Origin of the sequence: Zhengella sedimenti (assembly GCF_046506625.1) — a bacterium.
Lineage (GTDB): Bacteria > Pseudomonadota > Alphaproteobacteria > Rhizobiales > Rhizobiaceae > Zhengella > Zhengella sedimenti.
Genome location: NZ_JBKFFP010000002.1, coordinates 383958 through 397343, shown reverse-complemented (window position 1 = coordinate 397343; position 13386 = coordinate 383958). Strand labels below are relative to the sequence as shown.

At 66.3% G+C, this 13386-nt stretch carries 13 protein-coding genes; all 13 read left to right on the top strand.

The features are described 5' to 3' along the window. Positions 1 to 7 precede the first annotated feature (7 nt). The 13 genes from ACLB6G_RS07570 to ACLB6G_RS07510 all read left to right on the top strand — a co-directional run bounded on the left by ACLB6G_RS07570 (position 8) and on the right by ACLB6G_RS07510 (position 13353). Positions 8 to 643 (top strand): phage distal tail protein, Rcc01695 family, encoded by a 636-nt coding sequence (locus tag ACLB6G_RS07570; RefSeq protein ID WP_410355535.1) that lies wholly within the window; start codon positions 8 to 10, stop codon positions 641 to 643. Further along, a complete protein-coding gene (locus ACLB6G_RS07565; protein ID WP_410355534.1) occupies positions 640 to 1530 on the top strand; it encodes a DUF2163 domain-containing protein in 891 nt (296 codons plus the stop codon). Before ACLB6G_RS07570 ends, ACLB6G_RS07565 begins: the two co-directional genes overlap by 4 nt. Then, the gene (locus tag ACLB6G_RS07560; RefSeq protein WP_410355533.1) at positions 1527 to 1973 is read left to right on the top strand and encodes an NlpC/P60 family protein; all 447 of its coding nucleotides are present in this window, start codon (positions 1527 to 1529) and stop codon (positions 1971 to 1973) included. Before ACLB6G_RS07565 ends, ACLB6G_RS07560 begins: the two co-directional genes overlap by 4 nt. A gap of 15 nt (positions 1974 to 1988) precedes the next feature. After that, a complete protein-coding gene (locus ACLB6G_RS07555) occupies positions 1989 to 5876 on the top strand; it encodes a baseplate multidomain protein megatron (protein WP_410355532.1) in 3888 nt (1295 codons plus the stop codon). Positions 5877 to 5894: 18 nt separating this feature from the next. After that, positions 5895 to 6101 carry a hypothetical protein gene (locus ACLB6G_RS07550; RefSeq protein WP_410355531.1) on the top strand — a complete coding sequence of 69 codons (207 nt, stop codon included), beginning with the start codon at positions 5895 to 5897 and terminating at the stop codon, positions 6099 to 6101. Between the two features lie 101 nt (positions 6102 to 6202). Beyond that, positions 6203 to 6505, top strand: coding sequence for a hypothetical protein (locus tag ACLB6G_RS07545; protein ID WP_410355530.1), 303 nt, complete (start codon positions 6203 to 6205; stop codon positions 6503 to 6505). A gap of 76 nt (positions 6506 to 6581) precedes the next feature. Further along, entirely contained in the window at positions 6582 to 7247 is a 666-nt protein-coding gene (locus ACLB6G_RS07540; RefSeq protein ID WP_410355529.1) for a winged helix-turn-helix domain-containing protein, read from the top strand. Positions 7248 to 7263: 16 nt separating this feature from the next. Continuing rightward, on the top strand, positions 7264 to 8628 hold the full coding sequence (locus ACLB6G_RS07535) for an ATP-binding protein (protein ID WP_410355528.1): 1365 nt from the start codon (positions 7264 to 7266) through the stop codon (positions 8626 to 8628). 87 nt (positions 8629 to 8715) lie between these two features. Then, a complete protein-coding gene (locus tag ACLB6G_RS07530; RefSeq protein ID WP_410355527.1) occupies positions 8716 to 9147 on the top strand; it encodes an RT0821/Lpp0805 family surface protein in 432 nt (143 codons plus the stop codon). Between the two features lie 83 nt (positions 9148 to 9230). Then, positions 9231 to 10397, top strand: coding sequence for a c-type cytochrome biogenesis protein CcmI (gene ccmI / locus ACLB6G_RS07525; protein WP_410355526.1), 1167 nt, complete (start codon positions 9231 to 9233; stop codon positions 10395 to 10397). A 16-nt stretch (positions 10398 to 10413) separates the two neighbouring features. Next, the gene (gene ccmE, locus ACLB6G_RS07520; protein WP_410355525.1) at positions 10414 to 10860 is read left to right on the top strand and encodes a cytochrome c maturation protein CcmE; all 447 of its coding nucleotides are present in this window, start codon (positions 10414 to 10416) and stop codon (positions 10858 to 10860) included. Between the two features lie 25 nt (positions 10861 to 10885). After that, positions 10886 to 12877: a heme lyase CcmF/NrfE family subunit gene (locus tag ACLB6G_RS07515; protein ID WP_410355524.1), complete on the top strand. Its 1992-nt coding sequence runs from the start codon at positions 10886 to 10888 to the stop codon at positions 12875 to 12877. Next, the gene (locus ACLB6G_RS07510) at positions 12874 to 13353 is read left to right on the top strand and encodes a cytochrome c-type biogenesis protein (protein ID WP_410355523.1); all 480 of its coding nucleotides are present in this window, start codon (positions 12874 to 12876) and stop codon (positions 13351 to 13353) included. Before ACLB6G_RS07515 ends, ACLB6G_RS07510 begins: the two co-directional genes overlap by 4 nt. Positions 13354 to 13386 lie beyond the last annotated feature (33 nt).

Below are 13386 nucleotides of genomic sequence, written 5' to 3'. Positions count from 1 at the left end.
AACCGCCATGAACGCATTTCACGATGTCCGCTTTCCAGTCGCCATCGGCTTCGGCGCGACAGGCGGGCCGGAGCGCATGAACGAGATCGTGCGCCTGACCAGCGGGCAGGAGCGGCGCAACCAGCGCCGTGCGCATGCTCGCCGCCGCTACGATGCCGGTACGGGCCTGCGCGGCCTCGCCGATCTGGAAGCGCTGGCAGATTTCTTCGAGGCGCGGCGCGGTTCGCTTCACGCGTTCCGCTTTCGCGATCCCTTTGACTGGAAATCCTGCCCGCTGGCGCGGGAGCCGAGAGCCGATGACCAATGGATCGCGACGGGGGACGGAACCGCCACCGTCTTCCAGCTTGTGAAAACCTATGGCGAGGGCGCGGATGCCTATCGCAGGCCGATAACCAAGCCAGATGCCGCGTCGGTCAGGATCGCGCTGGACGGCGTGCCGCTTGCCGGCGGAACAGCCTTTGCCGTCGATGGCCTGACCGGGCAGGTCAAGCTGAACGAAGCGCCTGGCGAGGGCGTGCGCATCACCGCCGGCTTCGTCTTCGACGTGCCGGTGCGTTTCGACACCGATCACCTCGTTCTCTCGCTGTCGGCCTTCGAGGCCGGCCAACTCCCCTCCGTCCCGCTTGTCGAGGTGCTCCCGTGACGCATTTCCCCCAGGCCCTGGCCGCCCATGCCGCCGGTGAGGCCACGACATTGTGCCAGTGCTGGCGCGTTCGCCGTGTCGATGGAACGGTCCTCGGCTTCACCGATCATGACGAACCGCTTGTCTTCGACGGACTTGCGCACCGCCCGCGCACCGGCTTTTCAGCCTCCGAAGCCCGGCAGAGCCTCGGCCTTGCCGCCGATGCCACGGAGATCGAAGGCGCGCTGTCGGATGACGAGATCACTGAACGCGACATCGAGGCGGGGCTCTATGATGGTGCAAAGGTCGAGGCATGGCTCGTCAACTGGACCGATCCCGGACAACGCGCCTTACTGCGCACCACGGTGATCGGACGGATCACGCGCCGCGACGGGCGCTTCACGGCCGAGTTGCAGAGCCTTTCGGCAAGCCTGGACAAACCTCTGAGCCGGGTGCTTCGCCGCGCCTGCTCTGCGGAACTGGGCGACGGGGCATGCGGCGTCAACCTGTCGGCAGCCGGCATGAGCGCCGAAGCCCAGATCATGGAGGTCGTGCCGCCGCTTACCCTGCGCGTGGCGAGGACGTCGGGACCGGAGGGCTGGCTCGTCAATGGCTGGCTGGAAACGGCCGATGGCAATGCCGGCCCGCCGCGACGCTACCGGATCAGCGCGCAGCAGGCTGACGGCGTGGCAGACACGCTGGTGCTTGGCGACCGACCCGAGCCGCCGCTGGAAACCGGGCTGGCCGTGCGTCTCGTCGCCGGTTGCGACAAGCGCTTCGCCACCTGCCGCGACCGTTTCGGCAACGGCATCAATTTCCGTGGGTTTCCGCACATGCCGGGCAACGATGCCGCCTTCGGCTATGTCACGCAGGACCTGCCGCTTGACGGCAAGCCGGTGGTCCCGTGAACGGCGCGCCCGATGATCTTCGCCAACGGGTGCTGGCCGAGGCGAGAAGCTGGCTTGGTACCCCCTACCGCCATCAGGCCGGCCGGAAGGGCGTGGGTTGCGATTGCCTCGGCCTGGTGCGCGGCGTCTGGCATGGCGTCTATGGCACCGGGACGCCGGATCCCGGCCCCTATGGGGCGGACTGGCTTGCCGGCGGTAGCAGCGATCCGATGATCGACGGCGCCACCCGTCTTTGCGGTCCGGGTTTTGCCCTTTCGGCGGCGCTCCCTGGCGACCTGCTCGTCTTTCGCTGGCGGCCGGGCTTGCCGGCACGGCACATCGGCATCCTGTCGCACAACGGGCGCTTCATCCATGCCTATTCCGGCACCGGCGCCGTGGAATCCGCGCTTGTGCCCGGCTGGCGGCGGCGCGTCGCCGCTGCCTTCGCCTTTCCGGCACCCTGAAAGGAACCCTGACTCATGGCCACCATCCTGTTGCAATCGGCCGGCGCCTTCCTTGGCAGCTTTTTCGGCCCGGTCGGCTCGGCCATCGGCTCCACTGTCGGTGCCATGGCCGGCTACGCCATCGACAACGCGGTCATCCAGTCCACCCGCCGTTACGAAGGCCCGCGCATGACCGGCATGCGCCCATTCCAGGCGGAAGAGGGCGCCGTGCTGCCGCAGGTCTTCGGCGCGGCCCGCGTGTCCGGAACCATGATCTGGGCCACACGCTTCGAGGAGCGCCGGACGACGCGCCGCCAGGGGCTGAAGGGCGGACCGAAGGTCACCGAATACAGCTATTTCGCCAATGTGGCCTTCGCATTGTGCGACGGGCCGGTTGCCGGTGTGCGCAGGGTCTGGGCCGATGGCCGGGAACTGGACCTGGCGCGTGTCGAGATGCGCCTGTTCAATGGCACGCAGGACCAGCTCCCCGATCCGCTGATCGAGGCCAAGCAGGGCGCTGGCAATGCACCGGCCTACCGCGGCACGGCCTATGTCGTGTTCGAGCGGCTTGCCCTCGACGGTTATGGTAACCGCGTTCCGCAGATGCAATTCGAGGTGCTGGCGCCGGCCGGAGATTTCCATCAACGCATTCAGGCCGTTGCGCTCATTCCCGGTGCCACCGAATACGGCCTGTCCCCGGCGCGGGTCATCCGCGATATCAGGCCCGGTGAACGCGAGACGCTGAACCGCCATGTTCTCCACGGCGACAGCGATTTCACCGCATCGATCGATGAATTACAGGCGCTATGCCCGGGCCTTCGCCACGTGGCGCTCGTCGTTCCGTGGTTTGCGGATGACCTGCGCGCCGGTCATTGCCGGATCGAACCGGGCGTGACGGAAAGAACGCTGCCCGGAGTGCGGCGGACATGGTCTGTGGCCGGGATCGACCGCGGACAGGCCCGCCTTGTCAGCCGGGCCGGCGGGCGCGCTGCCTATGGTGGAACGCCGGACGACAGGTCCGTGACCGACGCCATCCGTGATCTTGCCGCGCGCGGGCTGAAGGTGGCGTTCTATCCGTTCCTGCTGATGGATATCCCCCCGGGCAACGGCTTGCCGGACCCCTGGGGCGGGGACGGGCAGGCGCCGTTTCCCTGGCGCGGACGCGTCACGGGATCGGCCGCGCCCGGCAAGCCCGGTTCGCCCGATGGCAGCGCCGCCGTTCGCGCCGAACTCGCCGAATTCCTTGGCCGGGGCGAAGGGCCGGATTCGGTGCGGCTGGCGGGTTCACCGGACTGGCCGGACGCTGCGAACGAAGCCGGCTACCGGCGCATGATCCTGCATTATGCGCGGCTGTGCGCCGAGGCGGGTGGCGTCGATGCGTTCCTGCTCGGCTCCGAACTGCGCGGCCTGACATCGCTGCGTGACGATGCGGGCGTGTTTCCCTTCGTCCACGGCCTGCGTGAACTGGCCCGCGAGGTGCGCGCCATCCTGGGCGCGGGCACGAAGATCACCTATGGCGCCGACTGGTCGGAATATTTCGGCCACCAGCCGGCGGACGGGTCCGGCGATGTCTGCTGGCATCTCGATGACCTGTGGATGGACGAGGCCATCGATGCGGTGGGAATCGACAACTACATGCCCCTGTCGGACTGGCGCGACAGCGATCTCGACGGCGCAAATCCCGACGGCGCGCAATCGCCGCAGGACGGCCAGGCAATGCGCGAGGCCATCACGGCGGGCGAGGGGCATGACTGGCATTATGCCGATGTCGCCGCCCGCTCGGCCCGTATCCGCTCGCGCATCACCGATGGCGCACATGGCAAGCCATGGGTCTATCGCTACAAGGATCTCGCCAACTGGTGGCTGAACGAGCATGTCGAGCGGCGCGGTGGCGTGGAGACCGGCATCCGGAGCGCCTGGGTACCCGGCGCGAAGCCTGTCTGGTTCACCGAACTTGGCTGCCCGGCCATCGACAAGGGCGCCAACCAGCCCAATGTCTTTCTCGACGCCAAGTCGTCGGAAAGCCAGGTGCCGCATTTCTCCTCCGGGGGGCGGGACGATCTGGTCCAGCGCCGCTTCCTTGAAGCCCATTTCGGCCATTGGAGCGTAGGTCCGCAGGCCAATCCGCTTTCACCCGTCACCGGAAAGCCGATGGTGGACACCGGACGTCTCTATTGCTGGGCATGGGACACGCGGCCGTTTCCGGCCTTTCCGCAAGATGGCGGCGTGTGGGCCGATGGCGTCAACTGGGCGCGCGGCCACTGGCTGAACGGACGCGTCGAGGCCGTCTGGATCGGCGACGTGATCAACGCGGTGCTGGCCCGCCATGGCCTGCCTGCCGCCGATGTGGAGGCCGTCGATGCCATGGCCGCCGGCATTCTGATCGACAATTCAGCCAGTGCCCGCGAGGCGCTGGAACCGCTCGTGGCAATGCACGGGCTTTCGGTGAGCGAACGCGACGGCAGGCTGGTGTTTGCCAGCCAGACCCGCGCCATGGCGCCGCGCATTGTCGCCGATGTGATCGAGGCGGACCGGGAAGCCTCCGTGGAGGCCGACCGCGCCGCGCGCGAGGATGTGCCTGCCGTGGCGGTGCTCGCCTGGCGCGACCCGTTTCGCGGCTACGAAGGCGCGGTGACCCGGTTTCCGGAGGAAGCGTCGGGCGGCACGGAAATCAACATGGCCTATCCGGGCATCCTGAACGAGGGAGCGGCGCGGTCGCTGGCGGCCGCCTGGCTGGCCCGCATCCGTCAGGGGCGGGAGGAATGCCGCTTTGCGCTTCCCCCGGCCAGCGGCTTGTCGGTCGGGCAACGGCTGGCCTTTGCGGACCGGCCGGACCGGATCTGGCTGGTTACGGAAGTCGAGGCGGGGATGACGGACATGGTTCGCGCCCGGCGGATCATTCCCGCCCCGCCTGTGCCTGACATTGCCGGTGTTGCGGCTTCTGCGAATCCGCGCGCCGCGACACCCGCCGCGCCCCGGATCGTCCTCATTGACCTGCCGATGGCCGACATCTTTTCCAGCGAGAGCGATGCGTTCTGCGCCGCCGCCTGGTCCAGGCCCTGGCGAACCCACCTCCTGGAGGCATCGCCCGAAGATGCCGGCTACGGCCTGCGCGCCACGTTGGACCGTCCCGCCGCCATCGGTTCGCTCGTGACGCCGCTTGCGCCAGGCCTTGGCGCGGTACGCGAACGGGCCGCCTTCATCGAAGTGGGCTTCCCGGACGCCGAGCTGGAATCGGTTTCGGACCTGCAACTGTTCGCCGGCGCCAATACCGTTGCCATCCAGGTGGAGGGTGGCAGTTGGGAAGTCCTGCAGTACCAGGATGCCGAGGAAATCCGGCCTGCCGTCTGGCGCCTGTCGCGTCTCATCCGGGGGCAGGCGGGAACCGAGGACTTGATGCGCGCCGGTGCGCCCGTCGGTGCGACGGCCGTCCTGCTCGATGATTCGGTGAAGCCTGCCGGCCTGCGCGCAGGGGAAGCCGGTCTGGAACTGTCCTGGCGCGCCCGTGCGCTTGTCGGTTTCGGCACTTCCGCCGACGCGACTATCATCACTGGGGCCGGTGGTTTGCGCGCGCGCATGCCGCTGAGCCCGGTCCATTTGCGCGCCATGCGGATGGAGGATGGCGGCGTCCGCTTTTCGTGGATCAGGCGGTCACGCCTGCGCGCCGACGGCTGGGATGAGGTCCCGCTGGGCGAGGAACGCGAGTCGTATCGCGTCGTCCTGACGGACGGGACGGGAGTCCCGCAGGCGCAGGCGGATGTCGGCGAACCGGCGTTTCTGTGGCCTGCCGGTTCCGTTTCGAATGCGCTGTCGGCCGGTATGGCGCAGATCTCGCTTGGCGTGCGCCAGGCGGGCGGACTGACCGGCCACGGCCTGCCGGCAACCGCAACGTTTGCCTTGCCTTCCCTCATTCCCCAAGCCTGAAGAAAAAGGAACACAGTCATGAACGACACCAAGCCCTGGTACCTGTCCAAGACCATCTGGGCGTCCCTTGTCACCATCGCCACCGCGGTGGCGGGAATGGCGGGACTTCCCGTCGCGGGCCTCGACGGGTCCGCGCTCGCCGAGACGATCCTGCAGGCCGTGACGGCATTGTCCGGTCTCGCCGCCATCATCGGAAGGCTGTCCGCGCAGACCGTGATCGACTGAACGCGTCCAAGGCCATGGAACGGTGTGACCCTTGCCGGACAGCCGGTCCATGGCCTATCCATTCATGTCGCGTTCAGACGAGAGCCGCTATACCGTCCATCATGATGAAGAAACGCACCCCGATCCGCTTTCTTGCCGCCGCAGCGTTGGGCCTCGCCGCCATTTCGCCTGCCGCCGCCTGGAACCTGCCGCGTCCCGCTTCCGGGCCCGCCATCCATGCCATGCCGGTGGCCGGCGGCTGTTATGCCGTGGGCCAGCGCGTTGCCGCCCAGAAGGGCGGACAGCTTGCCAAGGCCTCCCAGGAAACCCGTGGCGGACAGTCGGTCTGCGTCATCGTGGTCCTTGTGCCGCGCGGCGGCGGCCAGCGTCCGAGCCGCCAGGAGGTCGTCGTTCCCTATCAATAGGCCTCGTGGTCCGGCGGATTGATCGCCGGATGAATTCGGGCACAATGACGGGGACCTGAAAGGAGGGACGACATCGATGCGCATACTGGTCGTCGAGGATGACGCCGATCTCAACCGCCAGCTTTGCGAGGCGCTGGCGGAGGCCGGATACGTGACGGATTGCGCGTTCGACGGAGAAGAGGGCCACTTCCTCGGCGATACCGAACCCTATGATGCGGTCGTGCTGGACCTTGGCCTTCCCCAGCTCGACGGCCTTTCGGTCCTCGAGCGCTGGCGGCGCGAAGGCCGCACGATGCCCGTCCTGATCCTGACCGCCCGCGACCGCTGGAGCGACAAGGTGGCCGGCATCGATGCGGGCGCCGACGACTACGTCGCCAAGCCGTTCCATATCGAGGAAGTGCTGGCGCGGGTGCGGGCCCTCATCCGCCGGGCCGCGGGCCACGCCTCTTCCGAGATCACTTGCGGTCCGTTGCGTCTCGATACCCGCAATTCGAAGGCCGACGTCAACGGCCAGCCGCTCAAGCTCACCTCGCACGAGTTCCGCCTCCTGTCCTACCTGATGCACCATCCGGGCAAGGTCATTTCCAGGACCGAACTGGTGGAGCATCTCTACGACCAGGATTTCGATCGGGATTCCAATACCATCGAGGTTTTCGTGGGCCGCTTGCGCAAGAAGATGGGCATTGACCTGATCGAAACCGTTCGCGGCATGGGCTACCGCCTGCGCGCCGACGCCGGCTGACGATATCGTCCGGCTGATGGGACGCTTTCCCAAATCGCTTGCCTTCAGGGTGACGCTGCTTTCCACCGTGCTTGTCGTCACGGCGCTCTTTGTCATCGCCACCATCATCGACACGCTGTATGGCCGCGCGAGCGAGCGCAATTTTGACCAGTTGCTGTCTGCGCACCTGTTCAACCTGATCGGTTCGGTGGGACTGGACAGCGAAGGACGGCTCGACGGTTCACCGGATTTCGGCGACATCCGCTATTCGCAGCCTGGATCGGGCTGGTACTGGTCGGTGGAGCCGGTGACAGGTGGCATCGAGGCGCCGCTGTCATCGCCGTCGCTGACCGGCACGATCCCGTCGCCGTCTGCCGCCGAGGTCGCCTTCGATGCCTTTTTCCGCCGGTCCTACGTGACCGACGGCCTTGCCGGGGAAAAGGTCCGCGTTTTCGAAAGCGAGTTCGAACTCGGCGGAACCGGAGCGGCGGCCCGTTTCCGGCTGATGGGAAACGAGAGCGAACTTCGCGCCGACATCGCCGCCTTCCGGCATCAGGTGTGGACCTATTTCGCGATCCTGGGCCTGGCGCTCGTCGCGATCAATGCCGCGGCCATGCGCTATGGCCTAAGCCCGCTCGATCGTGTGCGAAAGGCGCTGGGCGACATACGCGAGGGCCGGGCGCAGCGGCTCGAAGGGCCTTTCCCCCATGAAATCGAACCCTTGGCGGACGAGATGAATGCGTTGATCGAGAACAACCGGCGCATTGTCGAGCGCTCGCGAACACAGGTTGGCAATCTCGCCCATTCGCTCAAGACACCGCTGGCCGTCATCGTCAACGAGGGGCATGCGCTGGGCGGCGGCAAGGGCAGGGTCATCGGCCAGCAGGCCGAGGCCATGCGCGCACAGGTGGACCACTATCTGCAACGCGCCCGCATCGCCGCGCAGCGCGAGAGCGTGGTCTTCCGTGCCGACGCGACCGCCGTCCTCGCCCGCCTTGCGCGTGTTGTCGCCAAGCTCCATCCCGCAAAGGACATCGCGGTCGATCTTCCCGAAAAGCCGCTGGTTTTTGCCGGCGAGGAACAGGATCTGGAGGAAATCGTCGGCAACCTGCTTGAAAACGCGGTGAAATGGTCCCGCGCCTCGGTGTTGCTCGCACTGCGCGAGGACACCGGGAGCAGGCTTGTCGTCACAGTATCGGATGACGGCCCCGGCATTCCAGAGGGACGGGCCGCCGAGGCCCTCAAGCGCGGGCGCCGGCTCGATGAACGCGTCCCCGGATCGGGTCTGGGTCTGTCCATCGTGGCGGAACTGGTGAATGAATACGGCGGCCGGTTGTCCCTCGGCGAGGCAGCCCTGGGCGGTCTCGAGGCAAGGGTCGAATTGCCAATGGCAAGGGCATGATGCATGTCCTATTTCGGACATAAGCTAGGGTTAACTGGAACGTCGGCCTGAAACGAGGATGGAGGGCCCGAAACGAGGATGGATAGAATGCGTTTGATGCCGCTTCTGGCATTGGGACCAGCCCTGTTGGCCGCCGGATGCGCCACCGGTGGCGTCACAAGGTCGGCATTTGCCCCCGCCGAGGTCCAGCCGCGCGGGGCTGCTGCCGTGGAACGAAACCTGCTGGCACCGCTCGGTGGCGGGCTATTGGCCCAGGGCGAGGTTATCAGGCCCGGATCCCGCGACCAGCGCCGCGCGCTGGAAGCCGAATACCGGGCGCTGGAATATGCCCGTGGCGGCGAAAGCATCGAATGGGAAGGATCCGGCGTTTCGGGTACGGTGACTCCGGCACAGCCCTACCAGGTCGGTTCGCAGAACTGCCGGCAATATACGCATGCCGTGGATGCCGGAGGAAAGCTCTCTGAATTCAGGGGTGCGGCCTGCCGCAATCCCGACGGAAGCTGGACCCTCCTCAACTGAGGGTTCGCCTGTGGCGAAATGTGCCACGCATTATCATCTTTGCACTGGTTGGCAGCGGCTCTGGCAATGGCTAAATGAACGGCATGACAATCTGGATTGTAGCCATCTTCCTCACACTCGCCGCCGCGGTGGCGCTGTTGAGGCCACTGCTTCGCAAGCCCGTTGCCGCGGGCAACGCTGCGGCCTATGACCGCGAGGTCTACAAGGACCAACTCGAGGAACTGGAGCGTGACGAGGCGCGGGGCCTCATTTCGGGCCGCGAGGCCGAAGAGGCCCGTGCCGAGATCGGCCGCCGCCTGCTGAAGGCGGACGCGGAGGTCAGGGCGGCGCGCAGTGCATCGGAGTCGAAGATGGCAGGCCTCGTTGCCGGGCTGGCGATCCTCTCGGTTCCCCTCGTCAGTTGGGGCCTTTATGCGTCCATCGGCTCGCCTTCGCTGCCGGACCAGCCGCTTGCTATGCGGATGGAGAAGAACCCGGCCAACAGTTCAATTGCGGAACTGGTTGCCCGCGCGGAGGATCACCTGCGCCGGAATCCGGACGATGCGACCGGTTGGGAAGTGCTCGGCCCGATTTACATGCGGCTCGGCCGGTTCGATGACTCGGCGAACGCCTGGCGCAACCTGATCCGCATCAAGGGCGAGAACGCCGCCCGGCTCAACGGGCTGGGCGAGGCCCTTGGTGCAGGAGCCCAGGGCATGGTGAGTGGCGCCTCGCTCGAAGCCTTCCGCAAGGCGCTGGAGCTGGAGCCGGGCAACGAGAAATCGCGCTTCTTCGTTGCCGTGGGTGCCGCGCAGGCCGGACGCATCGAAGAGGCGCGTGCTGAATGGAAGAGCCTGAGCGAGGAGGCGGCCGACGGTTCGCCCTGGCGCCTTGCCGCATTGAACGCAATCAGGGAATCCGGTGGAGAGGTGCCTTCCGCTCCGCAAACCGCGCAATCGGGCAGCGCAAGCGAGCCGCGCGGCCCGACCGCCGAGGACGTTGCCGCAGCGCAGGAAATGAGCGCGTCAGACCGTCAGGCCATGATCGAGGGAATGATCGCGCAGCTTGACGACCGGCTGAAGGAAAACCCCGACGACGCGCCGGGCTGGCAACGGCTGATCCGGGCCTATGCCGTCATGGGCCGCAGGGACGACGCGCAGGCAGCGCTCGTCCGCGGGCTGAAGGCGTTCGAGGGAAATCCCGAGCAGGCGGGACAGCTGACCGCTTTCGCTCAATCGCTTGGCATAGCGGCGCCGGCCGCGTCGCAGTGAGGCAGGAAGAATGGCCATGACCCGCAAACAGAAACGCCTTTCCGTCATCCTCGGTGGTCTCGGCTTCCTCGGCCTGGCCGCCGGTCTCGTGCTGGTCGCGCTGAACCAGAAGATCGTCTTCTTCGTTACGCCGTCCGATCTCACCTCGATCGAGGCCCAGGCCGGGCAGCGCATGCGCCTGGGCGGCCTCGTCAAGGAAGGCACGGTCGTGCGCGGCGAGGGCACCAGCGTCAGTTTCGAGGTGACCGACACGATCAAGGACGTGCCGGTGAGTTATAACGGCATCCTCCCGGACCTGTTCCGCGAAGGACAGGGCGTCGTGACCGAAGGGCTGTTCAACGCCGACGGCCGTTTCATCGCCGATACCGTGCTGGCCAAGCACGACGAGAACTACATGCCCAAGGAAGTCGTCGACAGCATGAAGGAAAAGGGCGTCTGGCAGCATACCGAAGACGCCCAGTAACGCGGCAGGCGGGGGAGACTTGAACATGGTTGAGATCGGACATTTCGCACTGGTGCTGGCCCTTGCCGTGTCACTCGTCCAGTCGGTCGTGCCGGTCTACGGCGCGCGCACGGGCGACGAGAGGCTGATGGGCATGGCCGGGCCGGCCGCGCTGACAGTCCTTGCGCTCATCGCCATCTCCTTTGCCGCGCTCGTCCAGGCATACCTGACGTCTGACTTCTCCGTCCTCAACGTCGTCGAGAATTCGCACTCCGCCAAGCCGCTGATCTACAAGATATCCGGCACTTGGGGCAATCACGAGGGCTCCATGCTGCTATGGGTGCTCATCCTCGTCCTTTTCGGCGGGTTGGTGGCGCTGTTCGGCGGCAATCTTCCATCCAGCCTGAAAGCGCTTGTCATTGCGGTCCAGGGCTGGATCGGGACGGCCTTCCTCCTGTTCATCCTGTTCACCTCCAACCCGTTCACGCGCGTCGCCAGCCCGCCGGTCGAGGGACAGGACCTCAATCCGATCCTGCAGGATATCGGCCTCGCCATCCATCCGCCGCTCCTCTATCTCGGCTATGTCGGATTCTCCATCAGTTTCGCCTTTGCCGTTGCCGCGCTCATCGACGGGCGCGTCGATGCGGCCTGGGCGCGCTGGGTGCGGCCCTGGACGCTGGCGGCCTGGGTCTTCCTGACAGCCGGCATCGCGATGGGGTCCTACTGGGCCTATTACGAACTGGGCTGGGGCGGCTACTGGTTCTGGGATCCGGTCGAAAACGCCTCCTTCATGCCATGGCTCGCCGGAACCGCGTTGCTCCACTCGGCCATCGTCATGGAAAAGCGCTCCGCGCTGAAGATCTGGACGATCCTGCTGTCCATCATCACTTTCTCGCTGTCGCTTCTCGGCACCTTCCTCGTACGTTCGGGGGTTCTGACCTCGGTCCACGCCTTTGCCACCGATCCTTCGCGCGGCGTCTTCATCCTGATGATCCTGATGGTGTTCATCGGCGGTTCGCTCGCCCTGTTCGCCTGGCGGGCCGGGAGCCTTTCCGCCGGCGGGCTGTTCCAGCCCGTTTCGCGTGAGGGCGCGCTGGTGCTCAACAACCTCTTCCTGACCACGGCCACGGCCACCGTGTTTATCGGCACGCTCTATCCGCTGCTGCTGGAATCGGTGACGGGCGAGAAGATTTCCGTCGGCGAACCCTTCTTCAACCTGACCTTCGGGCCGCTGATGATCCCGTTGCTGATTGCCGTGCCCTTCGGCCCGCTTCTCGCCTGGAAGCGGGGCGACCTCTGGGCGGTCAGCCAGCGGCTTTTCACCGCCTTCGCCCTTGCGCTTGCCGGGGTCGCTTTCGTCCTGGTCTTTGTCGACAGGACAGCCTTGTTCGCCGCACTTGGAACCGGCCTCGCGGTCTGGCTGTTTGCCGGCAGCCTGACCGATCTCGCCTTGAAGGCCGGGGTCGGAAAGGCTTCCGCATCGGTCATGCTGCACCGGCTTCGCGGCCTTCCGGGTTCGGTTTTCGGTACGGCGTTCGGGCATTTCGGCCTTGGCGTGACGCTGCTCGGCATCGTCGCCGTGACCGCCTTCGAGACAGAGAACATCCTGACGATGGACAAGGGCGACACGCTCCCCGTCGCTGGCTACACGCTCCGTTTCGAGGAAATGGTGCCTGTCCGTGGCCCCAATTTCCAGGCTGAGGAAGCGCGCTTCTCGCTGCTTTCGGCGTCCGGTGAGAAGGTCGCCGACATGGCTTCTTCCAAGCGGGTCTACAATGCCAGCCGCATGCCGACGACCGAGGCCGGCATCCATACCTTCGTCTTCTCCCAGCTTTATGTGTCGCTGGGCGATCCCGCATCCAATGGCGGCATGGTGGTGCGCGTTTGGTACAAGCCGCTCGTCACGTTGATCTGGCTTGGCAGCTTGTTCATGATGTTCGGCGGCATCCTTTCGCTGGCCGACCGCCGCCTGCGCGTGGGCGCGCCCGCCAGGACCGGCCGCAAGCAGGAACAGGCTGGCGTGGAGGCGCGCGCATGACCGCTGCTCCCCGGCGATGGCTGGCATTCTTCGCAGCCTGCCTTTTCCTGGCGTTGCAGGCCGTTCCCGCGCTCGCCGTCCGTCCTGACGAGATGCTGGCGGATCCAGGTCAGGAACAGCGCGCGCGCGAGATTTCCGCCGGCTTGCGCTGCCTGGTCTGCCAGAACCAGTCGATCGACGACAGCGATGCGGATCTGGCACGCGACCTTCGCGTTCTCGTGCGCGAGCGGATCAGCGAAGGCGACACCAACGAGGAAGTGATCGACTTCGTTGTTTCACGCTATGGCGAATTCGTACTGCTGAAGCCCCGTTTCACGGCCCGGACCGTCCTTCTCTGGGGCGCTCCGCTGCTCGTCCTGCTTTTCGGCGGGGCGCTTGTCGTCGTGAGCATGAAGAACCGCCGCCGTCCCGCGCCCGCCGGACTGAGCGCGGAAGAAGACGCGGAATTGAAAAAGATCCTCAACGACGGCGACTGACCGCCGGTCCGGTTTCCGTCCTGCCCGGAAAAG

Bases quoted from the DNA above. Each gene is read 5' to 3' on its own strand.
- ACLB6G_RS07570 (WP_410355535.1), top strand. From the start codon at position 8: ATGAACGCATTTCACGATGTCCGCTTTCCAGTCGCCATCGGCTTCGGC.
- ACLB6G_RS07555 (WP_410355532.1), top strand. From the start codon at position 1,989: ATGGCCACCATCCTGTTGCAATCGGCCGGCGCCTTCCTTGGCAGCTTT.
- ACLB6G_RS07550 (WP_410355531.1), top strand. From the start codon at position 5,895: ATGAACGACACCAAGCCCTGGTACCTGTCCAAGACCATCTGGGCGTCC.
- ACLB6G_RS07545 (WP_410355530.1), top strand. From the start codon at position 6,203: ATGATGAAGAAACGCACCCCGATCCGCTTTCTTGCCGCCGCAGCGTTG.
- ACLB6G_RS07540 (WP_410355529.1), top strand. From the start codon at position 6,582: ATGCGCATACTGGTCGTCGAGGATGACGCCGATCTCAACCGCCAGCTT.
- ACLB6G_RS07535 (WP_410355528.1), top strand. From the start codon at position 7,264: ATGGGACGCTTTCCCAAATCGCTTGCCTTCAGGGTGACGCTGCTTTCC.
- ACLB6G_RS07530 (WP_410355527.1), top strand. From the start codon at position 8,716: ATGCGTTTGATGCCGCTTCTGGCATTGGGACCAGCCCTGTTGGCCGCC.
- ccmI (WP_410355526.1), top strand. From the start codon at position 9,231: ATGACAATCTGGATTGTAGCCATCTTCCTCACACTCGCCGCCGCGGTG.
- ccmE (WP_410355525.1), top strand. From the start codon at position 10,414: ATGACCCGCAAACAGAAACGCCTTTCCGTCATCCTCGGTGGTCTCGGC.
- ACLB6G_RS07515 (WP_410355524.1), top strand. From the start codon at position 10,886: ATGGTTGAGATCGGACATTTCGCACTGGTGCTGGCCCTTGCCGTGTCA.
- ACLB6G_RS07510 (WP_410355523.1), top strand. From the start codon at position 12,874: ATGACCGCTGCTCCCCGGCGATGGCTGGCATTCTTCGCAGCCTGCCTT.